Genomic DNA, 23,444 nt, shown 5'->3' on the forward strand with positions numbered 1-23,444 from the left:
GCTCAGGCGCTCAGCGACTTGCGGCCCTGGGCGCGGCGTGCGTTGATGATCTTGCGTCCGGCCTTCGTGGCCATGCGGGCGCGGAAGCCGTGGCGCCGCTTGCGGACCAGGTTCGAAGGTTGAAAGGTGCGCTTGGACATCGCAGAACTCCGTCAGAACATATCGTGGCATTTGGGATCGGCCCGAAATTCGGATCTCCCGTGCGAGACCCGGTCTTTAGGGGGCGCAGGCGGCCAAGTCAACAGGCCACTTCAGCGGATGCGCGCGTTCGCCGGCTGAAACATTCGCCGGCGCGCGCCGGGCCAATGTTACAGGATCCCGCCCTGACGGCACGTTCTGTCACGGGGTCGTGACCCCCCTTACGCGCCGCGCCCCACGGGTTACATCATCGCGGGACGACGGGCGCAACAGGGCACGGGACGAACCACATGAACGACACCACTAAGCCGCGCGACGATGGCGGCACGAAGGCGGTCTTCCGGCGCCTGCCCCTGATCGCGATCGCGCTGATCGCCGTTCTGGGCCTGATTTTCCTGCGCGATCAGCTGAGTTTCCAGGCACTGGCCGACAACCGGGAACGATTGCTGGCCCTGCGGGACGCCAATTACATCGCCAGTGTTTTGTTTTTCATCGCGGCCTATATCGTCATCGTCGGCTTTTCGCTGCCCGGGGCCACCATCGCCACGCTGACGGGCGGCTTCCTGTTCGCCACTTTTCCCGGCGTCCTGTTCAATGTCATCGGGGCCACCCTGGGGGCGATCGGCCTGTTTCTGGCGGCCCGCTGGGGCCTGGGCGACAGGTTGGCGGCGCGGATGGAGGCCGGCGACGGGTTGGTCAAGCGGATCAAGGCGGGCATAGACGCGAACCAATGGTCGATGCTGTTCCTGATTCGCCTGATGCCCGCCGTGCCGTTCTTTGTCGCCAACATCGTGCCGGCGCTGGTGGGGGTTTCGCTGTCGCGCTTTGCGGTGTCGACATTTCTGGGCATCATACCGGGGGCCGTCGTCTATACCTCGGTCGGGGCCGGACTGGGCGAGGTGTTCGCCCGCGGCGAGACACCCGACCTTGGTCTGATCTTCGAACCCCATATCCTGCTGCCATTGCTGGGACTATGTGCATTGGCGGCCCTGCCCATCGTATTGAAAGCCGTGCGCGGCACGAAAGGACTTTGAGATGAAGCAACTGAAAACCGACATCTGCGTGATCGGTGCCGGGTCCGGGGGGCTTTCCGTTGCGGCGGGCGCGGTGCAGATGGGCGCCCGCGTCGTTCTGGTCGAAGGCCACAAGATGGGCGGCGATTGCCTGAACTATGGCTGTATTCCGTCGAAATCCCTGCTGGCTTCGGCCCGTCATGCCCACGCGATGACGACGGGCGGTGAATTCGGCATCACGCCGGTGACGCCACAGATCGATTACGCCGCCGCCAAGGATCACGTCGCACGGGTGGTCGAAACCATCGCGCCCGTCGACAGCCAGGACCGGTTCGAAAAGCTGGGCTGCATCGTTCTGCGCGACTGGGCCCGGTTCATTTCCCCCGACGAGATCCAGGTGGGCGAGACACGCGTGCGGGCCCGTCGCTTTGTCATCGCCACCGGATCGTCCCCCCTGGTGCCACCGATCGACGGGCTGGACGGGGTGCCGTATCACACGAACGAAACGATCTTTTCGCTGCGCGAGCGTCCGGATCACCTGTTGATCGTCGGCGGCGGCCCGATCGGGATGGAAATGGCCCAGGCGCATCGCCGTCTCGGCTGCAAGGTCACGGTGATCGAAGGCTCGCGGGCCCTGGGCCACGACGACCCGGAAATGGCGGCCATCGTGCTGGAGCGGCTGCGCGACGAAGGCATCGAGATCGTCGAGCACACCGAGGCCGAGAAGATCAGCGGCCACGACGGCGACATCACCGTTGAAACCGGCAAAGGCACCTTTCATGGCTCGCACCTGCTGATCGCCGTCGGGCGCAAGGTGAACATCGACCGGCTGGACCTGCTCAAGGGACAGGTGGCGCACGACCGCGCCGTGACCGTGGGCGAGGATCTGAGATCGCCGACCAACCGACGCGTCTATGCGGTGGGCGATTGTGCCGGGGGGCTGCATTTCACCCATGTTGCGAACTACCACGCGGGGATCGTCGTGCGCTCGGCCGTGCTGGGCCTGCCGTTCGTCCGCGCCAAGACCCATCATCTGCCCTGGACGACCTACACCGATCCGGAACTGGCCCATGTCGGCATGACCGAGGCACAGGCCCGCGACAAATTCGGCGGCAATTTCCAGATCGTCCGCTTCGAATATGACGAAAACGACCGCGCCGTGGCCGAGGGCCGCGTCACGGGTCACATCAAGGTTCTGGTGAATCGCGGCAAACCCGTCGGTGCCACCATCGCCGGGTCGCAGGCGGGTGAACTGATCGCGATGTGGGCCATGGCCCTCGCGAACGGCCAGAAGATGACCGCCATCGCCAATACCGTGCTGCCCTATCCGACGCTGTCGGAGATCAACAAGCGCGCGGCGGGGGCCTATTTCTCGCCCCGGTTATTTGATACGCCGGCCGTGAAACGCGTGGTCGGGCTGGTGCAGCGGTTCCTGCCGTGATCACGCACAGGACGGAGGGCCGCGAGGGATGAATTCGCTTTCAGGACGGTTCCTGGTCCTGACCACGGTTTTCGTCATGCTGGCCGAGGTGCTGATCTTCGTCCCGTCGGTCGCGCGGTTTCGTGTCGATTATCTCGTCTCGCGACTCGAGCGCGCACAGATCGCGTCCCTCGCCCTGCTCGCCAACGAGATGATCGACCCCAAGCTCGAGGCCGAGCTTCTGGAGAATGCCGAGATCTACAACGTCGTCCTGCTGCGCGATGCGGTGCGCCAACTGGTGCTGTCGTCGCCTCTGCCCGCGCCGGTGGCGGTGACCTATGACCTGCGCGACACGTCGCCGCCCGAACTGATCCGTGATGCCTTTGCCGACATGATCCACACCGGCGACCGGGTGCTGCGCGTGATCGGCGTTCCGGTGCGCCAGGCCGGCCTGCAGATCGAGATCACGCTGCCCGCGGCCCCCCTGCGCGCGGCGATGCTGGAATACGGCGTGCGGATCCTGATCCTGTCGGCGGTGATTTCGGTGCTGACGGCGGGCCTGTTGTTTCTTGCCGTGCAACGCTTTCTGGTGCGGCCGATCAAGCGCGTGATCGCGGCCATGGTCAGCTATGCCGCCGCCCCCGAGGACACGCGCCGCATCATCGAACCCTCGGCCGGCGTGCGCGAGCTGCGCGAGGCCGAAGCGACACTTCAGACGCTGCAGACGCAACTGACCGGCGCGCTGCGTCAGAAAGACCGGCTGGCGCAACTGGGCAGTGCCGTCGCCAAGGTCAGCCATGACCTGCGCAACATCCTGACCACCGCGCAGTTGTTCACCGATCGGCTGGACGCCAGCGATGATCCGATGGTCAAACGCATGGCACCGAAACTGGTCAATTCCATCACCCGCGCGGTAAACCTGTGTGAATCGACGCTGGCCTTCGGCCGCGCCGAAGAGCCGCCACCGGCACTGTCGCGGGTGGCGCTGGCGCCGATCCTCCACGACGTGGTGGACGGCGAACGGCTCGCCTCCGGGGATCATGACCTCAGCTTTGCCGAAGATGTGCCGGTCGGCATGGCGGTGCGCGCCGATCCCGAACAATTGCACCGCGTGCTGTCCAACCTGATCCGCAACGCCCGTCAGGCGATCGTGGCCAGCGGCAAACCGGGCGAGATCTCGGTGACGGCCAGCGAGACCGAGGATGCCTGGCGGATCGACATCATCGACACCGGCCCCGGCCTGCCCGCCCGCGCGCGCGACCACCTGTTCACGGCGTTCCAGGGCGGCGCGCGCAAGGGCGGATCCGGCCTGGGGCTGACCATCGCCGCAGAACTGGCGCGCGGCCACGGCGGCCGGCTGGAGCTGGTCGATACCGGCCCCACGGGCACCCGGTTCGCCCTGCACCTGCCGAAAACGATCGTAACGACCGACCGCGAAATGAGCTGAGCTTTCGGCGGCCGAAAACATTGCAGGATTTCGACATACCCGCTTGCAAACCCCGAACAGGCCCGTTACATCGCCCTCAATCCGCGCGCTGGTAGCTCAGTTGGATAGAGTACTTGACTACGAATCAAGGGGTCGGGGGTTCGAATCCTCCCCAGCGCGCCATTTCGCATTTGTCGATGACAAGAAAAACCGGCTTTTTTGACAGATTGCCACCCGAAAGCCGGACTTTTCAGATATCAGATTGGCTTAACCCAGCAGGCTTTGTGAACGTAAAGCCAGACCAGTCCTGACTTTATCAAATCGCGAAAGCCACGTTTGGCCAAGAGCCTCCGTGCCGCTCCCGGAACGAACTTCACGCTGTGCCAGACATCGGGTTGGCGTTGCCGGATCGGCTTTCCCTCGCAAGACCAGTCAGCCGTGGGTGACCGCTCTGGGTACATGCCTCAGCAGTGGTGAAGTCGACGCCGCCGAACATTGTGCAGCCTCCCACAATCGGGCGTCGAGGGCGATCAAATGCTCGGCGATCTTCCTGGCGGCCTCGGGGTCATGGAGCGCCTTGAGCGCGGCCGTGTCCGCGGCCAAGGCGCCATTCACCGCATCCTTCCATTGCCCGTTGCTGGCGGGCCAGGTCGTCTGCACGTGTGCGACCCCCAGGCGGGCTAACGCGCGGCCTTTGGCCGATTGCTCGTCGTAGTACCGCCATTCCGGAATGCAGAGAAACGGGCGGCCGACGCGGGCGATTTCATGGCAGGTATTGTCGCCGGGCGAGGCCACGACGACATCGGCGGCGGCGATGTAGTCGATGACGTTCTCGACCCATCCGCATTGGCGAAGATTGGGAAATTCGGTTTCGTGCCCTTCGCGGCGCACCGGCCCGACGGTCAGCCACAGCGCATCAGGCAAGGCCCGCGCGGCCATCGTGAGGGAAGCGTAATTCGCACCGCTTCCACCGCCCCCCGAAAGGGTCACGACAATCTGGCGATCCGTTGGCAGGTTCAGCTTGCGGCGGGCATCGGCCTTGTCCGGCACCCTTTGCAGGCTGGTGCACAATCCGCCCGAATAGAAGGTTTTGGCCCGCGCCCAATCGGGATAATCCGCCTGTTCGAGGTCGGGGTGGAAGGGGGCGATCATCCCGACACAGGCCTGGTACGCGGCGATGTGGCTGGCATCGTCGCGGTCGCCGTGCATGCGGACCTTGACCGATGGAACGGAGCAAAGCCGCGCCAGCAAGGCCCACTCGACCGAGACATCGTTGAACATCAGCCCTGGATTGCGCCGCCGGAAGAAGTCAACGATCAGCTCGGCGTTCGCCTTCAATGCGGGGGATCCAAGCGGCACGCATTGGGCGACATCGGGGGTCATCTGGGCGCGCAGGGCGTCGGTTGCGCTGGGATCTCCGATGGCATTCGGCAGCTTCACGAACTCGATCCGGTCATCAAAGTCACCGAAGATGTCGCGATCCGCGCACAGTATGGTGATCGGCCGGTCATCGAGATGGCGGATGATCTCTTCGCAGCGGCGTGCGTGTCCGCGCCCTTGGTGGTGAACGAAAAATCCGAAAGGCCGCGGCATAGGCTGTTTCCCGTGATGTCGGTGTGACGCCGGAATGCGCTGCACCGGGGCGCTTGCGACATTGCCTGTCAGGTCGTCACCAAATCCCGTTCTGCACCGTTTGGTTCCCGAATTTTTCGCGGGAACCGACGCCTTGGCGGGGCATTGTTCCGGTATCTGCCGATTACGCCAGCAAGTCAGAAAACAACCTGCGTGCCGCCACTTGCGGTGCGCGGTCAAGGAGGAGCTTTGCCGTGCGCATCATGCACATCGCCTTGGGGGGATGCCTTACCGCCACACCCGTGCGCTATGGGCTGACGGAAGATACCGGAGGTCATATCGCCTATGTCCTCGGGGCGAGTGGGGCGCAGGCGCGACGTTCCGATGTGACGGCTGTCGATATCGTGACCCGTGGGTTCGATGCGCCCGAATTCGGGATGGAGGGGTTGCAACACGCGGAGCGGCTTTGTCCCAAGCGACGCATCCTCCGACTGTTCTGCGATAACCGGGCCTATCTGGAAAAGGCCGCGCTGGAGGCCGAGCTGCCGCAACTAGAAGCGGCATTCCTGGACCTTCTCGACAAGGAACCGCGCCCCGATGTCATTCATGCGCATTTTTCGGACGCGGCCCAACTTGCACAGCGCGCCCATGCGCGGTTCGGTATCCCGTGGGTTTTCTCTTCGCATTCTCTGGCCTTGCAAAAGACGGGCGGAGTCGCCCCGTGCCGCGTGGAACGTGAACGTGCGGCCGTTCGCAACGTCCATGCGTTGATCGCGTCGTCGCGTGACGAGGCCGAACGGCAGTTGGCATGCTATGACGCCGCCGCGGCCGGCCGCACATTCCACATCGCCCCGGGTGTCGATCTGTCCGACAACGCCAGCAGTTCGAGGGCGCGCCGCCTGGTTGCACCCTGGCTGCGCGATCCCGAGAAACCCATCGTGCTTGCGGTTGCGCGTCCGGTGGCCAAGAAGAACCTCGACGCCCTGCTGCGCGCGTATGCCGGTTCTCCCGCCTTGCAAGCCAAGGCAAATCTCGTGATCCTGGCGGGCCAGCGGGCATCTATCGGTCGTGAGCAAAGCGAGGCGGACCGCGTGACCACCTCGCTTTTCGACCTCGTCGATCGCCATGACCTTTGGGGAAAGATCGCGCTGCCGCGTCGTCATGACACCGCGGATGTGCGCAGCCTTTACGCGCTGGCCGCCGATGGCGGGGTCTTCGTCAACCCCGCGCGGTTCGAGCCGTTCGGCCTGACCATTGTCGAGGCGGTGCAGGCCGGGGTGCCGGTCGTTGCGACCCGCAACGGTGGTCCGGCAAATATCCTGGCGGCAGTCAACTACGGGCGCTGCGTCGATCCCGACGCGGTCGAGGGCATCGCCGCCGCGTGCCTGGATCTGATCGAGGATCCCCGCCGCGCCGCCAATGCCGCCCGCGCCCGCACGCGCGCCCGTGCGTTGTTCTCATGGGACACCTGGGCGGGCGAGGTGCAAAACGTCTATTGCGGCCTGTTCGAGGGGCGCCGCAAACGGCCGGCGCCCGCGGGGCTTCTTGTGTCGGACATGGACGGAACGCTTACGGGGGATAATGGGGCGGCGGCGCGCCTGTCGCAATGGCTGGACCGCACGCCGGCCATCCCTCTTGTCGTGGCAACCGGGCGGTCGATCAGCGAAACGCGCCGCGTGCTGCGCCGCTGGCGCCTGGCCGAGCCGCGATGCATCATCGCCTCGGTCGGCAGCGAAGTCTGGTGGCGCGGCGCCCAAGGGGCATACCGGCCAGATGAAACCTATGCCGCGTGTATCTCGGCCGATTGGCACCCCGATCGCATCCGCGCGATCGCCCATGGCCTTGGGATGGATCTTCAGCCCGCCCATGAACAGCGCCGCTGGAAGGTTTCATTTCACGGCGATGCCGATGTCGCGCGTCGGCTCGAGGAGGCACTGCACGGGGTCGGACTGCGCTGCACCGTCATTCCGTCACATGGCCGCTTCATCGATGTCCTGCCGGTGCGCGCCGGCAAGGCCGCGGCGGCCGCACATGTCGCGGCAAAGCTGGGGCTTGGGGCCGCCCAGTGCCTTGCCGCGGGCGATAGCGGCAATGACCGCGATTTGCTGACCTGGGCGGGCCGTGCCGTGGTGCCCGCAAACGCGCTGCCCGAGCTTTCGGACCTGCGCGGCGCGCATGTGCGCCGCTCGAAGCAACGGCATGCCGCCGGTATTCTGGACGCTTTGGACGACTGGTGGCCGCAGACCGAAGGGATCGGCGCGATTGCGGCGGAATAGCGCGAAGCAACCGCCAGCGACGGGTTCGCGCAACGGGGGAAATTGCGAATGCATGTTGCGTTGATGACGTGGTCCCACACCCGGGCGGGCGCCGGCCTGTCGCGGGCGGCCAGACTTATCGCGAAGGGCCTGCACGAGTCCGGTTGCGATGTCACGCTGCTGTCCGGGGCGCTGCCATTCGGCGCGGTCGATGCCATCGGCGACATCGGGATACGAGGGTGCGCGCCGCCGAAAGACGGCATCGCCGCCACGCTGCGAAAACGCATGGCCGCAGGTCATCTGGTCGCACCGCACTTTTATGCCAAGGCCTTGCAGCACCTGCACCAGCGGCATCCCGTCGATGTCATCGAGGCGACCAACTGGTACGCCCCCGCCGCGCTCGCACGCCTGCGGGGGGTTCCCCTGGTCATCCGATGCAGCACCCCGGCGATGGATGCCCAAACCACCACGGCCAGCCTGCGCGACCGCGCCGATCTTGCCGTCGCTCATTGGCTCGAGGCGCGCACGGCACGCCGCGCGGATGGTGTAATCTCGAACACCGCATCGCACCGCGATCTGATTGCGGGCCTTTACAGGCTGGAAGCGGCGCAGCCGCACGCGGTGATCGATCTGGCCATCGACGACGCGACCCTCACCGCTGGCAGCGCGGCGGGCGCGGCGGATATGAAGGAACCCGTGCGCCTTCTCTTTGTCGGCCGAGATGAGCGGCGCAAGGGGCTGCGCGAATGTCTGGGCGGTTTTGCCCTTCTCCAGGCCGATCGCGCGCGGCGGGGATGCGCCCCTTTGCGGCTGACGATCGTGGGGCTGGGGCGCGGCGACCTCGCCGCGATTGTCCGCGCCGAATCCTTGCCGACCGAGATCCTGCAACACATTGATGCCGTCGTCTCGCTGTCCGATGACGCGTTGCGCGCGCGGTTCGCGGCCGCCGATATCGTGCTGGCGCCATCGCGCTATGAATCCTATGGGCTGGTCTATCGCGAAGCTGCCGCATTCGCCCGCCCGCTGATCGCCTGCGCCGAGGATCCATCGGCCCGCGCGTTCGTAAGCCAGGCCCGCTGCGGCATCCTCAGCGAGGCTTGCAAACCCATGGCCATCCACACTGCGGTCGCGCGCCTGCTGGACGATCCGGACCACGCGCGGTTGCTGGGCTGCCAAGGTCGGGATCATGTGCAGGCCCTGACCACGGCGCGGCTGGGGCGCGAGACGCTGGCGTTCTACGAACGGCTCCGGCGCGGCAAAACGCGCCAGTCCTCAAGGCGGGTTCAGGACGGCACGCCCTGCGCGCACCATGCCGTGCGCCCAGGCACGCTCCTGCGCCCAGTCGTGCCCGTCCCAGCCATCAAAGCCGAACCCGTAGAGGTCGAGCAACATGTCGCTGTCGGCGAAATGGAGCATCGCCAGAAAGCCGGTGCTGGGCGCAACCAGTGAGCGGTGGCTGCCGAGGCCGCAGAGAACACGCCGTGCGCGCCTGACCAGATCGGTCGGCATCTGCCGCACCGCGATGTCCAACCCCGCCAGCCTTTGACCGATCGCGCGCGAATGATCCCGCGCGCCCGGATCGCCTGACGTCTGCGCGGACCCCCCGGCATCGGCCGGCAGCGGCAAAACCACCTCGCGGAGGGTTGCGAAGATCGGGCGTCTCCAGAACGCCGGATCGGCCAGCCATTCAGCCGCTTGCCCGCCACGGTTCACCAGCCAGAGCTGATCCGTCCGGCGACCCGCCGGCCCGTTCAGGCCCGCCGTGTTGTTGAAGCGCACCACCTTGTCTGCGGTATCGATTCTGGTTGTGTGGTCGATCCGCAACGGGGCGTTTCCGACAATCGCTATACGTGGCATGACTGCTTCCCCGTTTCGGCCAACCTCAGGCGGCAAAGGGGCGCAGCAGAGCGGCATCGTCGCCGCGCCGTTCGGCCGATTGGCCCATCCGGTCGTAAGTGCGCGACCGCTCGGCGATCCGCGCCCGCGTCAAATGATGATCCAGCGTCCCGAATTGCGCGACCGTGGTGGCCTGGCCGTCTGCGCAGGGCAGCGGGCGTTCGTGAACCCGCCCCTGAAACTTCACATCCCGGCGGATCAACCGGTATTGAACATCGGGAAAAAGATCCGACACCCGCCCATCCACGATATTCCGGCGCGGAAAACCGACCGCGCGCAAACCCGCATGATCGGCCGCCGCCGCCAGATGCCCCAGCAGTGCGGCCATATCGGGCGCTATCGACTCGTCCGTATCCAGATGAAGGATCCAGTCGCCCCGCGTCGCGCGGTTTGCAAAATTACGCTGTGCGGCGAAATCACCATCCAACGGCCGGGCGGCGACCCTGGCCCCGGCAACCGGGGTGACGCAGGCAGCATCCAGCACGACGATGGTTTCGCCAAAAAGCGGGGCGTGACGGCGCACGGACGTGTGCAGACGCGGATCGTCCGGTGGCGAGAGGATGACAAGGCTGACGGGCACTGGCGCGAACCCGGACAGCCCCTGAAAGGCCAGCGGCGTCGTGCCGGTCTGGACCTGCCCGCTGTCCTCCGCAGGAAAGGGCCACCAAAGCCGGACGCTGCTTGCGGCAATGCGCCAGGTCCGGTTCGTTGCACGCCATGCGACGTCAGCGGGGGCCAGCCGGCCGCACAGTGCCGCGTGCAACTCGCCCGTCCAGTCGTCATGGCGTGCCATGCCTTGCGACGGCCACCGCATGTCGCACCACGTGCAGCGCGTCCATACATCTTCTTGCACCCTCGGGCGGGCGCCGCAGCAAAAGCACCGCGTCGCAACCCGCTCGTCCTGCGGCCGTGCGTCGAAGATCATGGCACGGCCTCGCTCATGCGGCGATAGATCTTCAGATACCCTTGGATCATGCGGTGGCGGGTAAAGCGCCGCTCGAACCCTGCCCTGACCGTGGCGCGGTCCAGCTTCGCGGCGCGGCGGACAGCGTCCACCGCCTCACGCTCGGTTTCGACGACATAGCCGGTCACCCCGTCCTCGACGATCTCGGCCACGCTGCCATTGTTCCAGGCGACGACGGGGGTTCCGCAGGCCATCGCCTCGATCATCACAAGGCCGAAGGGTTCGGGCCAATCGATGGGAAAGAGGAAGACCGAGGCATTGCCCAGGAACCCCTGCTTTTGCGATTGGGTGATCGGGCCGATGTGGGTGATGTCCTGGCCGAGGCGCGACGCCACTTCGCGCTCGAAATAGGTCGGGTTGCCGACATCGATATTCCCCGCCAGCCGGATCGGCATACCGGCGGCGCGGGCAATCCTGATCGCGCGGTCGGGGCGTTTCTGATCGGTCATCCGACCCAGAAAGGCACAGTATCCGCCGTGTCCCGACCCCTGCGCCAACCCATCGATTCCGTGGTGCACGACCCCCAGACGGTTTGACGCCGGCACGTCCGCCTCTTGCGCCGCAGAAATGGCGGCGACCTGCATGTGCGGAAACCGCGCGAAGAAGTGCTGGCGATCCGCCTGATCCGCACGCCAGTGGATCGACATCAGCACCTTGTCCGGACAGGTCGCAAGCGCCGCCGCATGAAAGAACTCGGTATGGCAGTGGATGATGTCGAACGCGTCCGCATGCGCCGCGACCTGTGCCAGCATCGCCGCCTCCATCGCGCCGGGCATCGACGGCGGCGCATCCGGGATCGTGGCGACGGCTGGCCCCTGGCGAACCAGACGTGCCAGGGTATCCGACCCGTCGGCGGCAAACAGCGTCACCTCGTGGCCCGCCGCGCACAGCCCGTCGCACAGATCGGCGACAACCCGTTCGGTGCCGCCGGCATCGATCGGTGGCACCGGATAGATCAACGGCGCAACCTGCGCGATTTTCAACGGTCTGGCCTCAGCGGGCATTGCAGGTGCTCTCCGTAATCGTTGCGCCGCGCATGTCCCGGCGCGTCGGGGTGCCAGCGTTCGGCATGGCGGCAACGCTTGACTTCGCAACAAGGTCCGACATCTCGAACACCAGAGCCTGAAAAGTGGATGACCAGCAAAAGTGAGCATCAGCGTCTGCACCATCGCCCGGGGGCGTCACGCCCATCTTTGCGGCCTCATCGAAGGGTTGTGCGCCCAGGATCATCTGCCCGATGAACTGGTCCTGGCTTACATGCAGCCCGCGCCCTATCGAGATCTGCCGCGCGCGCCCTTTGCCATTCGCCAGGTCCGTGTGCCGGGCGACAGTTTGCCCCTTGCCGCGGCACGCAACGCCGCCGCGACGGCGGCCCAGGGCGACGGCCTGATCTTTCTGGACACCGACTGTATCCCGGGCCCGACACTTGTTGCGACCTATGCCGGGGCCATGGGCACGGACCGGTGCCTGATGGGCGAGACGCGCTATCTTGGGCAGGACGACGCGCACGGCAGGCCCGATTTCGCCGCGCTCTGGCGCGCGAGCCACCGCCACCCCGCGCGCGATTTTCCGCAGGTGTCGACGCGCCTGTCCGATCCGCTGGAGTTCTGGTCACTGTCCTTTGCGATGACGGCCGCGACATTCCGCACGCTGGGTGGGTTCGACACGCGGTTCATCGGTTATGGCGGTGAGGATACGGATTTCGCCCGGCGTATGGAGCAGCACGACGTTGCATTGATCTGGACGCCCGACGCGCGCGCCGTGCACCAATGGCACCGGGTTCAAAAGCCGCCCATCGCGCATTTCGACGACATCATCCGCAATGCCCGCCTGTTTCACCGGCTCCACGGGTGCTGGTGCATGGAATACTGGCTGGACCAATTCGAGGGCCTCGGCCTTATCCGGCGCACATCCCTTGCCATCGAAGTGCTGCGCCCGCCGACATCCGCCGAGGCCGACGCCGCGCGCTGTGACGGTGCGGTGCGGTTCTCGTGAGGCCGGCATGCGAAGATTGCGGACCGGTGTGCCTGTTTGGCCCGGCTTGCGCATCGCCGACTTTTCCGCGCTTGCGGGCGGGAACCGGCGGAACCATTCGCAATCCCCTGCGGTTTAGCACGCAGACTGCTGCGCGGACATTCCCGCGCATCGAACCCCGCTCCACCCCGAAAGGCCTGCCGCCATGAACGTTCGTACATCCGTGGATTTCTCCCGCGCCGATCCCGCGCCGCGCATCGCGGACAATATGCTCGATCTGGTCGGGCAGACCCCTTTGGTGCGGTTGCAAGGCTATCTGGATGAAGCCGCGGTGAACCTGCTTGCCAAGGTCGAGGCGATGAACCCCGGCGGCAGTGCCAAGGATCGGCCCGCCCGCCACATGATCGAGCGTGCGCTGGCCGATGGACGCCTCAAATCAGGCGACACCGTGGTGGAATCCTCGTCCGGCAACATGGGGATCGGGCTGGCGCAGACCTGCGCCGTTCACGGCCTGCGGTTCATCTGCGTGGTCGACCCCAACGCCCAAGCCCAGAACGTCGCGATCATTCGCGCCCTCGGTGGCCAGATCGAACTGGTCGAGACGCCCCTTGACGGTGATTTCCTGGCCGCGCGGCTGGAACGGGTGGCGGAGTTGCTGAACGGCGCGCCCGATCGGTTCTGGCCCAACCAATACGCCAACACCGACAACCCCGCGTCCCATGAAACCGGCACGATTGCCGAGATCGACACGGCATTGCACGGTGATATCGACTATCTGTTCGTCGCCTGTTCCAGCACCGGCACCGCGCGGGGCTGTCGTGACTACCTGCGGGCGCATGGTCGCAAGACCAAGGTCATCGCCGTCGACGCCGAGGGCAGCACGCTTTTCGACGGCACCGCCGGGCCGCGCAAGATTTCGGGCATGGGCGCAGGACGCCTGCCTGATCTGGCGCGCGGACAGCGCTTTGACGATGTCATTCGGGTCTCCGACCTTGCGTGCGTGGCGGGGTGCCGGCGCGCGGTGGCGCGCGAAGGCTTCTTGGTGGGCGGCTCGGGCGGCGGGGTGCTGGAAGCGGTCCGCGGCATGCAGGACAGGCTGCGCGGCAAGACCGTGGTGGCGATCATACACGATTCCGGCGCGCGGTATCTTGGAACCGTATTCGATGGCGACTGGGTCGCGCGCGAATTGGGCGCGTCCGAATCCGACGTTCTGGCCATGGCCGGGTTGATGCCTTCGGCGTGACCACGATGTGCAGCAGGATCGCCATTGTCGGCTGTGGCCCCAAGGGGTTCTATGCCTTGGACGCGCTGTGCGAAGCGGCGCGCGCCACCCCCAACCACGGTCTGGAGGTCCATATCTTCGAGCCTTCGGCGCATCCGGGGGCGGGACCGATCTATGACCCGGATCAGCCCGAGGTCCTGCTGATGAACTTTCCCGCCAGGATGATAGACGCTTGTACCGATGGACGCGGGCCCGACCTGATTTCCTGGACGCGCACCCATGGCGGACCGGTGGCCGCGAACGCCTATGTCCCGCGCGCCACGGTCGGGCGCTACCTGGAGTGGTGCTTTGAAAGATGCGCGGCAAACGCGCCGCCAAATGTCGGTCTCAAGGTTCACAACCGCCGCGTCGAAACCCTGTGTCGGGTAAAACAAGGATGGCGGGTCGCGACCGACGTTCCGGCCTTCGACGAGGTGCTGGTGACCACCGGCCATCAGGACTGGACCCGCGCGCGGCAAGCGGGCGAACGCGGGATGATTCCGTCACCGTTCCCCGTCGATCGCGCACTGACAATGGACGCCGTTCCGCCGGGCGCTTGTGTCGCGTGCAAAGGATTTGCGCTGACGTTCCTTGATGCGATGCTGGCCCTGACCGAAGGGCGCGGCGGCGTTTTCACCATCTGCGACGGGCGTTATCTCTATCGGCCGTCCGGCAACGAACCGCGCGCGATCCTGCCGTTCAGCCGGACGGGCCGCCCGATGCGCGCCAAGGTAGAGGCGGACCGCTTCGCCGCACCCCAAGGCAGCACCTTCTGGCGCGCAAACCTGGCCGCGTTCGACGCAGTCCTGGCCACGAGGCCCGAGGCTGATTTCCACCACGACATCTGGCCGGAAATCCTGCGCATTGCCGACGCGACGCTCGACCAGACGCCGGGAACGGCGGCGGCGTTCTTTGCCGATCGGCAGTCCACCAGGTTTGACGCCGACCGCACCCGCCGCGATTTGCGCACGGGCCACGCCATCGCAACCGGGGCAGCGCCGCCCGATATCGGCTGGGCCCTGGCCGAGTCTTGGCGGCGCTGTTATCCCCGTCTGGTCCGCTGGATCAGCCACCGCGATCTGTCCGCCCCGGATGCCGCCCGATTTCGGCTGGTCGCCACCGAGATGGAGCGTCTGGCGTTCGGACCGCCCGCCCAGAACGTGGGCAAGCTGATCTGTTTGGAACAGGCCGGGCTGGTCTCGTTCGACCATCTGACGAACGACCCTGCCGCCGATGTCATGTTGAACACCACCATCCCGCCTGCCGGAGGCGCCGCCCTGGCGCCGCCGCTGTCAGGTCTGCTGCGTGACGGATATCTGGCCATCGGTGCGTTGGGCGGTGTGACCGTGAACGACCGCGCGCAGGTTCTGGTGGGCGGTGCGGCGGTGCCGGGCCTCTCGGTCATCGGTCGCCCGACCGAAGGCTGCGTGCTGGGCAACGATACGCTGTCGCGGACATTGCACCAACTGCCAGAGCGCTGGGCCAGCCGCGTGGTGCGCACGACACCTTCGCGAGGGATTCTGGAGCATAGCGCATGAACACGTTACCCGACATCTTCGACCACTGCCACGGGATCGTCCCGCTGCGACCGAGGCTGGAACACTGGATGGTCGCACTGTTGCGCGACCCGCCGACGTTGCAGGACATGCTCGACACCCACGGCGCACCGCTGAACATCCAGTCCGCCGGGCCGTTCCGGTGCAACATCACCAATCTGATCGAATGCGTTGCGGATTTCGACCTGCCGTTCCTGCCGTTGTTCGCGCGCAAGGCGAACAAATGCCTGACCTACGTAGACGCGGCGCGGGACATGGGAATCGGCATCGACACCGCCAGTTACGCCGAAGTGGCGCAGTCCCTCGCGCGGGGTGTTGCGGGACACAGGATCGTCTGCACCGCAGCGGTCAAGGACCGGGCGCTGATGTCGCTTTGCGCCGCAAACGGCGTCACGGTCATCCTCGACAACTTCGACGAGCTTGATTTGCTGCAAGACGTGGCGCAAGAGGCTGCACGGCCCGTGCCCGTGGGCCTGCGTTTGAACGGGTTCGTGCGCGATGGCGTGACGCTCTATTCAAGGTTCGGGTTTGCCTTGCGCGACATCCCGGCCATCGCGGCGCAATTGGCCGATTCATCCGTTATGACGTTGCAGGGGCTGCATTTTCACCTCAACGGCTATAGCGCCGAAGACCGTATCGCGGCGATTTCCCAGGCCTTGCCGCTGATCAGGGACATACGTCCCGACGACCAGCACGATTTTTTCCTCGATATCGGGGGCGGCATCCCGATGAACTATCTGGCCGACACGGACCAATGGCCGGTCTGGCTGTCCGAACTCGACCGCGCGCTGACCGGTGCGCGCGCCCCCATCACGCAGCACAACGACGGGTTGGGGCGCGCGCCCGGCCCGGATGGCGTGAGCGGTTCGGTCGACAGTTATCCGGTCGCACAAACGCTGGTTCAGGAGGACTGGTTGCGAAAGATCCTGAACGCCTCCAGCGGGGAACGCTCGATTGCCAGGCACCTGCGCGATGCGAAGATCGCACTGCGGTGCGAGCCGGGGCGATCCCTGCTGGACGGCTGCGGCATCACGGTCGCGCGCACGGCTTTCGTCAAGCAGGACAGCCATGGCACATCCGTCATCGGCGTGCAGATGAACCGCACGCAATCGCGTTCCGGCTTTGCCGAATTTGCACTCGACCCGCTGATGGTGCCGGGTCCAGCGCCACGCGGCCCCGCGACCGAAGGATACCTTGCCGGAACCTACTGCACCGAAAGCGAATGGCTGACCCGTCGGAAAATGGTGTTTCCGCAAGGTGTTCGGCCGGGCGATCTGATGGTCTTCCCCAACACCGCCGGCTACCTCATGCATTTTCTGGAAAGCCGGTCGCACCAGTTCCCGCTGGCGCGAAACGTCTTTGTGCAGTCAGATCCGACGGCCCCCGCCGAACCCGACCCGATAGATGATCCGACGTAATTCCCCGGCGTAATATAGGGTCTGCACCAAGGCGCAGATGATCGGGATGATCAAGGAACAGTGGCCGGCCACGACCGCGGTTTGCCACTAGCACAGCCTACGCAAGGCCACGTTCCACGAACTGTGATCGGGCGGGTATAACCCCAAGGGGCCTGCGCGCGCTGGTTTGGGGGGGATGGTGCCATCATCACGGCTGATGCCGTTAACGTCGTCCAAGACCTCTCTTTTCGGGTTACTCACCATTTGCGTTCAAACTTGCTGCGCAGGTAGATCGCGATGGCGTTCATCAGGATGAGAAAGGACAAAAGCACAAGGATTGCGGCAGATGTCCGACTGACGAAGCCGCGCTCGGGGCTGTCGGCCCAGATGAAGATCTGTGTCGGCAGGGCGGTTGCGCTGTCAAACGGCGTCGGGGGCGCCGAGGTGATGAAGGCGTTCATACCGATCAGCAGGAGCGGCGCGGTTTCGCCCAAGGCCTGCGCCAGGCCAATGATGGTGCCTGTGAGGATGCCGGGCATCGCCAGGGGCACGACATGGCCAAAAACCACCTGTTGTTTCGACGCGCCCACACCCAACGCGGCCTCACGGATCGAAGGCGGCACGGCCTTGAGCGCGGCACGCGTCGCAATGATGATGGTCGGCATCGTCATCAGGGCCAGTGTCATACCGCCGACAAGCGGTGCCGAGCGCGGCATGCCGAACCAGCCGATGAAGACCGCCAGCGCCAGAAGGCCGAAGACGACCGAGGGCACGGCAGCCAGATTGTTGATATTGACCTCGATGACATCGCTCAGCTTGGTCCTGGGCGCGAACTCCTCGAGGTAGATGGCCGCGCCGATGCCCAGCGGGAACGAGATCAGAAAGCAGGTCAGCAGCGCCCAGAAAGAGCCCACGATCGCGCCTTTGAGGCCGGCCAACTCGGGAAAGCGGCTGTCGGCGTTCGTCAGAAGGCCGGTATTGACGCTGGTGCTGATCGCACCAATCCCGTTCAGACGATCGAAAAAGGCAATCTGCGTGTCATCGAGACGGCGCTGGCTCTCAGGGGTCGTGCGGTCCAGAAGGTTTTTGTGAAGCTGGTCGTAGGGGTCCGACACAGGCACGCGCAGGGCAATGGTCTGTCCGATCAGCGACGGATCCGCCACCACGCGGTCACGCAGCTGAAACTGGGCACCGTTGGACAGGATACCGCCCACCACGCGCATCGCAGCGCGATCATTCGGGTCAACCGATGGCAGATGTGCCACCAGGGCCGCCGCAAGCACATCGTCGAAATCGCCGCGCGGCAGGCGCTCGGAACGGATCTCCCCGGGGTCGATGAACACCTGAAGCGTGATCTCGGTCTGGGTGAATGCCTTGTGGCCGCTCGAGATCAGCGAGGCGAGCAGGATGAACAGCATCAGGAAGGCAAGGCTGATCGCAGTGACGCCCAAGGCTTGCAGGATGAACTGCCTGCGATGCCGCCGCGAAAGGCTGGCGCGCACCTTGTCCATCGCCGGTCGCGCCACGGCGCCAGAGGGAATATCGGTCATGACATCAGGCCTCAATCATAGGCTTCGCGGTATTTCCGGACGATGCCGAGCGCGAAGACATTTATCACAAGAGTGACGAGGAACAGCATCATCCCCAAGGCGAATGCGGCCAGCGTCTTGGGGTTGTCGAACGAGGTATCCCCGATCAGCAGCGTGACGATCTGCACGGTGACGGTGGTGACACTCTCCAGCGGGTTCAGCGTGAGGTTGGCCATCAGCCCGGCCGCCATCACGACGATCATCGTCTCGCCGATGGCGCGGCTGACGGCGAGAAGGACACCGCCCACGATACCGGGGATCGCTGCGGGAACGAGAACCTCCAAGACCGTCTCGGCGCGTGTGGCGCCGAGGGCCAGCGCGCCGTCGCGCATTGCCTGAGGCACCGCCGACAGCGCGTCATCGGCGAAGGACGAGATGAACGGCACCAGCATGATGCCCATCACCCCGCCCGCCGCCAGTGCGGTATTGGGCGCGACGGGAATGCCCAGTGACGCGCCGAAGCTGCGGATCGCGGGGGCCACGACAAGGACGGCGAAAAAGCCGTAGACGACCGTCGGCACCCCGGCGAGGATCTCCAGCAGGGGCTTGGCCACCGCGCGGATGCGCCGGGGCGCGAATTCGAAAAGGTAGATGGCTGACAGCAGACCGATCGGCACGGCAATGACGATGGCGACAATGGTGATGACGATCGTGCCGACGATCACCGGGATCCAGCCAAAGGCACCGGCGGCAGCGATCTGGTCGGCGCGGATCGGGATCTGAGGCTCCCAGTTGCGGCCAAAAAGGAACTCGGTCAGCGGCACCAGCCGCAGGAACTTGTAGGTCTCGAAGGCCAGCGATGCGACGATCCCGACGGTGGTCAAGATGGCGACGACCGAGCAGAAGATCATCAGGCCCGAGATGATCCGCTCGACCCCTTGGCGCGCGCGGAACCCGGCGGACACCTTCTTGCGGGCAAGGACCATGATGACGAGGCAAAGAAGCGCGGTCACGACGACAAGCCCAAGCGCGGCCCGCTGGCGCAGGTCGGTCAGCCGCTCGGCAGCCGCCAGTTTCCACGGCTCGGGCTCGCCGAAGATGCGGCCCCCGGCGATGGACCGGATCTCGGCCAGGATAAGATCGATCGGACCCGTATCCAGCCCGATCAGTGTGCCGTCGGGCAGCGCACCCATCACCACGGCGTTGATGATGGGCCCTTGCACCACCAACCAGACCAGAATCATGACCAGAACGGGCACCAGAATCAGCAGCAGCGCAAAAAGACCGTGATACTTCGACACCGAATGCAGCCGTGCGCCGCCTTCGCGGATGCCGGTCGCAGCGCGCCGGTTGAGGACGTAGGCCGCAAGGCTGGCAAGAAGAAGTATGGCAAAGGCCAAGGTCGTCATCGGAGACACCCGTTCATGTTGGAATGCCCGGGCCCGACAGCGCCGGCCCGGGCGGGATCGGACAGGCGTTCAGCCTGCCGGGCCTTCCATCGACTGGCCGTTCAGAACGTTGTCCTGCAAGGTCTGCATCCGGTCCTCGGCCAGCGGCACAAGGCCCCGCTCGGACAGGTAGCCACCAGAGGCCAGCGCGTCGTCGGACATGTATTCCTCGATGAAGGCATCAAGGTTGGGGATCACGCCGCGATGCGCGTTCTTGATGTAGAAATAGAGCGGGCGCGACACCGGATAGGATTTGTCGGCGATGGTGTCGATCGACGGTTCGACGCCTTTGATCTGCACGCCCTTCAGCTTGTCCATGTTCTCGTAGAGGAAGGAATAGCCGAAGATCCCCATGGCGTTCGGGTCGGCCTCGATGCGTTGGACGATCAGGTTGTCATTCTCGCCCGCCTCGACAAAGGGGCCGTCGGTGCGCATACGCGAACAGTTCTCTTCCACCCAATCGCCGTCAAAGCCGCCAGTGGCAACATAGTCCAGCTCTTCGCAGCCCGCGTGCATCGCCAACTCGACAAAGGCGTCGCGGGTGCCGGATGTGGGCGGCGGGCCATAGGCCAGGATCTCGGTTTCGGGCAGGCCAGGGTTGATGTCCGACCATTTCGTATAGGGGTTGTCGACCCATTCGCCGTTGACCGGAACCTGGGCACCGAGGGCGAGGTAAACTTCACCGAGTGTCAGATTCCAGCCGAAATCGTTCTTGCGCGAGATCGCGAGCGACAGGCCATCGAACCCGATCAGCGCCTCGGTGATGTCGGTGACTCCGTTCTTCTGGCACAGTTCGAACTCGGAGGCTTTCATGGCGCGTGAAGCACCGGTGACGTCGGCATGCGATTCGCCGATGCCACCGCAGAAGATCTGCATGCCACCGCCGGTGCCGGTGGATTCCACGACAGGCGACGGGGCGCCGGTGTTGTTGACGAACTGCTCGGCGACCGCTTGCGTGTAAGGAAACACGGTCGAAGAACCGACAATCCGGATTGCATCGCGGCTTTGCGCGAAAGCGGCAGTTGTCGAAATAGCGGCAACCGCAAAGACAGACGCGGTCAGTTTCGGGTAAGGCATGATGGCTCCCAGGTTTGCATCGGTCGCTCGCACGACCATGGCGGTTGGCTACCCGGGTTGTGTGATGCTGGTGTAAGAGTTCTGTTACGGTTTCATGACAAATCACTTGCACCGACCGCGCAACGCATCTGCTGTTTTCCCGGGACTTCCGCCATCGCAGGGATCGGCAGGATCTGCTGACCCCAAACGCGATATGAATGTGTTTCCGCGGGTTTGCGCCGCCCGCGACCGCTCTGATGAAAATCAGAACGTCAGGTTGAAGTGCCGTGAACGACCCCGACATCGGATGCAAGAATGTGCTCGTCTCGGTGCGCGACCCTGATCGAGGTGTCATACCGTCATGTCGGCGCCGGGATTGCGCCTATTGAAACTGTGACGCTCGTGAACCCGGCCGAGCGTGAGCCTGGGGTCGAAGCGTCTGGAGCGTCCTGCACAGTCATGCCCTGCCCGTCTTTCACCGGCACGCCGATGCCCGCCGACGGATCACGCCGCAAGACGCATTCCAGGCGCGCATGAGCCGGCTCAATTGATCACCGTCTCGGCACTGCAGGATCTGGTCGCGACGCGGCGCCGCTTCGGGCTGCCTTGCCGGCCGCGCCCGCGTCGCCGTCACAAGAGACCTCGGAAAACGTCAGCTTGCGCCAGTCGCAACCCTGCCAACGGGTCGCCAGGCGCACAACATCGGCAATCTTCGTTCGGGGCGCTTGCCTGCACCGGCAACGCTCCAGACCATATACGCAAGAAGACTGCGATCTGTCAGAACAGGTAGCCGAGCTTCAGGGCAAATGGCAACAGCGCGACGAACTCGCTGTTTTCCGCCATGCCTTGCGTGGCTGTCAGGGTGGTCAGTCCCGCCGCCGTTCCGGTCAGCGCCAGTATACGGGAAGTTCCTGCAATACTGCCGCCGCGCAGCAGATTGTAGGTCATCAGACCGGCGCCGATCGGCAGGCTCAGCACCATGACCGTTGTATTGATCGCGTAAAGCGTGATTGTTTCCAGCGTGCTGCGCTTTTTTGAAAGTCTGGCGGCGCCGGCCCCACCTTCGGCATCGATAAGCGCACGCAACTGCTGGCGTTTCTCCTCGAAATACCGCGCATCGCCAATATCCTCGACCGGCATCGCCTCAGGCGACATCTGGTACGCGCTTGGGGACATTGCGGCATTCACCGGCGGGTGCAGCGCTTTGCGGACGGGCCGCTCATGCACAATCGTGCGATCGTCCGGAGACACGACATAGGTGCGACCCTTGTGCGTCCAGGTAACCTGCTGTGCCGTCATCGTTTCCAGAACCCGGAGCACCACGCCCGTCACCGCCGAGAAGCGCAGCTTCGACGGCTTTATTCCTGTCGATTGCGCTGCCCCGATGGGTGTTTCACCATTGATCTCGATCTGCGACGGCCGGTCCGGATGGCAGGTTACCGTGATTATCAGTGCCGCGCTGATGAACTGAAGCTCATGGTCGTGGGCCATGCCGACGACGTCAAAGGAATTGCCCCTTGCCTCAAGCGCTTCGATCAGAGGCTTCGCAAACTCCGAAAGGTTCAGAGCGATATCCCCGGCGTGCTCCAGTACAGCCGTGGTTTTTTCGTACCGTCTGGCCATCTCAGGCTCCTCACATATAAAACACTACAACCAATGATTGAATGTGAAATGCGTAAACAATGAGGCAAAATCGATACCAATGTACACAAAACTCTACGCGCACATCTAAGACGCTTGCGGCGAGGTGTCGCAATCCACCCGTCTGCCGACTTCAAGAGCCTGCGTTGAGCCGCTTTGACAGGTTTCATACGTCGCCAGATTTCACTGGTCGCCGCACAGGTTGCGCATGCCTTCTCGCTGACCTTCACGTTGGCCTGCACCGCCGCAACCATGTCTAGGCCCGGTGCATGCTCGCCTGCAGTCACATTCACGACCTTGCGCCGGGTGTCACCGCCTTCCCCGTCCACCCGAAAGCTGCTGCGCCGTTGTGCAGCTGTCACGGTTTGCCACGGTGCTTTGCTCGCGCGCAACAACATGCCGCTGTTGCGCAGAAAATCCACTTATCCCGGCTGTTCAGATTTTCAGAACCACCTCTGCGCGTACGAGAAAAATACCGCTTTCAGCGACTGGCGGACCATGACGTCAGCGTTGCGCCCGGCTCTACCCGCGCTTCGGGGACGCTCTCGCTGTTGGGAAATTGCCCGAATCTTGCCCAAACCCAGTGCTACTCTGTGCCGTTCGGCGCCATTTGCGGGATTTGCGCAGGGGAAAAGATATTCGATGGAAAGGACAGTTTCGCCTTGTAAACTCCATGTTTGCTTGGCTATACGCGTCAGTGGAGACGTGGCCGAGTGGTCGAAGGCGCTCCCCTGCTAGGGTCAGGACTCATAGCCAACAGATGACAAGTGCTGCGAGAGCGATGGTCGACAGAAAGACCTTCGGACAGCGGTCGTATCGGGTTGCCACCCGTCGCCAGTCCTTCAATCTGCCGAACATGATCTCGATCCGGTTGCGGCGTTTGTACCGACGCTTGTCA

The 23,444-nt window shown here is 64.7% G+C and carries 18 protein-coding genes and 1 tRNA gene; 10 read left to right on the forward strand and 9 right to left on the reverse strand.

Annotation, left to right across the window (positions count from 1 at the left end):
* Positions 1-2: 2 nt before the first annotated feature.
* Positions 3-140, reverse strand: coding sequence for a 50S ribosomal protein L34 (gene rpmH, locus CFP68_RS11660; RefSeq protein ID WP_099827089.1), 138 nt, complete (start codon positions 138-140; stop codon positions 3-5).
* Between the two features lie 288 nt (positions 141-428).
* Here rpmH and CFP68_RS11665 point away from each other — a divergent pair, with 288 nt between their 5' ends.
* The 4 genes from CFP68_RS11665 (at position 429) to CFP68_RS11680 (ending at position 4,180) form a co-directional block, all read left to right on the forward strand.
* Positions 429-1,172 (forward strand): TVP38/TMEM64 family protein, encoded by a 744-nt coding sequence (locus tag CFP68_RS11665; RefSeq protein ID WP_099827090.1) that lies wholly within the window; start codon positions 429-431, stop codon positions 1,170-1,172.
* 1 nt (position 1,173) lies between these two features.
* Positions 1,174-2,592, forward strand: a complete 1,419-nt coding sequence (locus CFP68_RS11670) for a dihydrolipoyl dehydrogenase family protein (protein ID WP_099827091.1) — start codon at positions 1,174-1,176, stop codon at positions 2,590-2,592.
* 28 nt (positions 2,593-2,620) lie between these two features.
* On the forward strand, positions 2,621-4,018 hold the full coding sequence (locus CFP68_RS11675) for a sensor histidine kinase (RefSeq protein WP_099827092.1): 1,398 nt from the start codon (positions 2,621-2,623) through the stop codon (positions 4,016-4,018).
* 85 nt (positions 4,019-4,103) lie between these two features.
* A tRNA-Arg gene (locus CFP68_RS11680) sits at positions 4,104-4,180 on the forward strand.
* Between the two features lie 249 nt (positions 4,181-4,429).
* Here the strand turns inward: CFP68_RS11680 and CFP68_RS11685 are convergent.
* A complete protein-coding gene (locus CFP68_RS11685) occupies positions 4,430-5,590 on the reverse strand; it encodes a glycosyltransferase (RefSeq protein WP_099827093.1) in 1,161 nt (386 codons plus the stop codon).
* Positions 5,591-5,832: 242 nt separating this feature from the next.
* On the opposite strand from CFP68_RS11685, the gene CFP68_RS11690 reads away from it, so the two are divergent.
* Both CFP68_RS11690 and CFP68_RS11695 read left to right on the forward strand, forming a co-directional pair.
* Positions 5,833-7,845, forward strand: coding sequence for an HAD-IIB family hydrolase (locus tag CFP68_RS11690; RefSeq protein WP_241524057.1), 2,013 nt, complete (start codon positions 5,833-5,835; stop codon positions 7,843-7,845).
* 48 nt (positions 7,846-7,893) lie between these two features.
* Positions 7,894-9,273: a glycosyltransferase family 4 protein gene (locus tag CFP68_RS11695; protein WP_099827095.1), complete on the forward strand. Its 1,380-nt coding sequence runs from the start codon at positions 7,894-7,896 to the stop codon at positions 9,271-9,273.
* 433 nt (positions 9,274-9,706) lie between these two features.
* Here CFP68_RS11695 and CFP68_RS11700 read toward each other — a convergent pair whose 3' ends face one another.
* Positions 9,707-10,513 (reverse strand): glycosyltransferase family protein, encoded by an 807-nt coding sequence (locus CFP68_RS11700; protein WP_099827096.1) that lies wholly within the window; start codon positions 10,511-10,513, stop codon positions 9,707-9,709.
* A 128-nt stretch (positions 10,514-10,641) separates the two neighbouring features.
* Positions 10,642-11,688 (reverse strand): glycosyltransferase family 4 protein, encoded by a 1,047-nt coding sequence (locus tag CFP68_RS11705; RefSeq protein WP_099827097.1) that lies wholly within the window; start codon positions 11,686-11,688, stop codon positions 10,642-10,644.
* 142 nt (positions 11,689-11,830) lie between these two features.
* Between CFP68_RS11705 and CFP68_RS11710 the strand changes: the two genes are divergently transcribed.
* The 4 genes from CFP68_RS11710 to CFP68_RS11725 all read left to right on the forward strand — a co-directional run bounded on the left by CFP68_RS11710 (position 11,831) and on the right by CFP68_RS11725 (position 16,893).
* On the forward strand, positions 11,831-12,679 hold the full coding sequence (locus CFP68_RS11710; protein ID WP_099827098.1) for a glycosyltransferase family 2 protein: 849 nt from the start codon (positions 11,831-11,833) through the stop codon (positions 12,677-12,679).
* A gap of 184 nt (positions 12,680-12,863) precedes the next feature.
* Complete coding sequence (gene sbnA / locus CFP68_RS11715) at positions 12,864-13,901, forward strand: 2,3-diaminopropionate biosynthesis protein SbnA (RefSeq protein WP_099827099.1); 1,038 nt, start codon at positions 12,864-12,866, stop codon at positions 13,899-13,901.
* A 5-nt stretch (positions 13,902-13,906) separates the two neighbouring features.
* Entirely contained in the window at positions 13,907-15,457 is a 1,551-nt protein-coding gene (locus tag CFP68_RS11720; protein WP_099827100.1) for an FAD/NAD(P)-binding protein, read from the forward strand.
* Positions 15,454-16,893 carry a Y4yA family PLP-dependent enzyme gene (locus CFP68_RS11725; RefSeq protein ID WP_099827101.1) on the forward strand — a complete coding sequence of 480 codons (1,440 nt, stop codon included), beginning with the start codon at positions 15,454-15,456 and terminating at the stop codon, positions 16,891-16,893. The genes CFP68_RS11720 and CFP68_RS11725 overlap by 4 nt, the downstream gene beginning before the upstream one ends.
* Positions 16,894-17,129: 236 nt before the next feature.
* Here the strand turns inward: CFP68_RS11725 and pstA are convergent, their stop codons facing one another.
* The 5 genes from pstA to CFP68_RS11750 form a co-directional block, all read right to left on the reverse strand.
* A complete protein-coding gene (pstA, locus tag CFP68_RS11730) occupies positions 17,130-18,422 on the reverse strand; it encodes a phosphate ABC transporter permease PstA (protein WP_099827102.1) in 1,293 nt (430 codons plus the stop codon).
* 11 nt (positions 18,423-18,433) lie between these two features.
* A complete protein-coding gene (pstC, locus tag CFP68_RS11735; RefSeq protein WP_099827103.1) occupies positions 18,434-19,810 on the reverse strand; it encodes a phosphate ABC transporter permease subunit PstC in 1,377 nt (458 codons plus the stop codon).
* A 69-nt stretch (positions 19,811-19,879) separates the two neighbouring features.
* Positions 19,880-20,965: a substrate-binding domain-containing protein gene (locus tag CFP68_RS11740; protein ID WP_338152813.1), complete on the reverse strand. Its 1,086-nt coding sequence runs from the start codon at positions 20,963-20,965 to the stop codon at positions 19,880-19,882.
* A gap of 717 nt (positions 20,966-21,682) precedes the next feature.
* Positions 21,683-22,528, reverse strand: coding sequence for a hypothetical protein (locus CFP68_RS11745; RefSeq protein ID WP_099827104.1), 846 nt, complete (start codon positions 22,526-22,528; stop codon positions 21,683-21,685).
* 765 nt (positions 22,529-23,293) lie between these two features.
* Positions 23,294-23,444 (reverse strand): transposase (locus CFP68_RS11750; RefSeq protein ID WP_145953436.1); only part of this gene is annotated, 151 nt, incomplete at its 5' end.

The sequence above is a fragment of the Oceaniglobus indicus genome (assembly GCF_002751875.1).
Lineage (GTDB): Bacteria > Pseudomonadota > Alphaproteobacteria > Rhodobacterales > Rhodobacteraceae > Oceaniglobus > Oceaniglobus indicus.

What these genes read in the sequence shown, in the direction of transcription:
- rpmH (WP_099827089.1), bottom strand. Translation starts at nt 140, where the DNA reads ATGTCCAAGCGCACCTTTCAACCTTCGAACCTGGTCCGCAAGCGGCGC.
- CFP68_RS11665 (WP_099827090.1), top strand. Translation starts at nt 429, where the DNA reads ATGAACGACACCACTAAGCCGCGCGACGATGGCGGCACGAAGGCGGTC.
- CFP68_RS11670 (WP_099827091.1), top strand. Translation starts at nt 1,174, where the DNA reads ATGAAGCAACTGAAAACCGACATCTGCGTGATCGGTGCCGGGTCCGGG.
- CFP68_RS11675 (WP_099827092.1), top strand. Translation starts at nt 2,621, where the DNA reads ATGAATTCGCTTTCAGGACGGTTCCTGGTCCTGACCACGGTTTTCGTC.
- CFP68_RS11685 (WP_099827093.1), bottom strand. Translation starts at nt 5,590, where the DNA reads ATGCCGCGGCCTTTCGGATTTTTCGTTCACCACCAAGGGCGCGGACAC.
- CFP68_RS11690 (WP_241524057.1), top strand. Translation starts at nt 5,833, where the DNA reads ATGCACATCGCCTTGGGGGGATGCCTTACCGCCACACCCGTGCGCTAT.
- CFP68_RS11695 (WP_099827095.1), top strand. Translation starts at nt 7,894, where the DNA reads ATGCATGTTGCGTTGATGACGTGGTCCCACACCCGGGCGGGCGCCGGC.
- CFP68_RS11700 (WP_099827096.1), bottom strand. Translation starts at nt 10,513, where the DNA reads ATGGCACGCCATGACGACTGGACGGGCGAGTTGCACGCGGCACTGTGC.
- CFP68_RS11705 (WP_099827097.1), bottom strand. Translation starts at nt 11,688, where the DNA reads ATGCCCGCTGAGGCCAGACCGTTGAAAATCGCGCAGGTTGCGCCGTTG.
- sbnA (WP_099827099.1), top strand. Translation starts at nt 12,864, where the DNA reads ATGAACGTTCGTACATCCGTGGATTTCTCCCGCGCCGATCCCGCGCCG.
- CFP68_RS11720 (WP_099827100.1), top strand. Translation starts at nt 13,907, where the DNA reads ATGTGCAGCAGGATCGCCATTGTCGGCTGTGGCCCCAAGGGGTTCTAT.
- CFP68_RS11725 (WP_099827101.1), top strand. Translation starts at nt 15,454, where the DNA reads ATGAACACGTTACCCGACATCTTCGACCACTGCCACGGGATCGTCCCG.
- pstA (WP_099827102.1), bottom strand. Translation starts at nt 18,422, where the DNA reads ATGACCGATATTCCCTCTGGCGCCGTGGCGCGACCGGCGATGGACAAG.
- pstC (WP_099827103.1), bottom strand. Translation starts at nt 19,810, where the DNA reads ATGACGACCTTGGCCTTTGCCATACTTCTTCTTGCCAGCCTTGCGGCC.
- CFP68_RS11740 (WP_338152813.1), bottom strand. Translation starts at nt 20,965, where the DNA reads ATGGTCGTGCGAGCGACCGATGCAAACCTGGGAGCCATCATGCCTTAC.
- CFP68_RS11745 (WP_099827104.1), bottom strand. Translation starts at nt 22,528, where the DNA reads ATGGCCAGACGGTACGAAAAAACCACGGCTGTACTGGAGCACGCCGGG.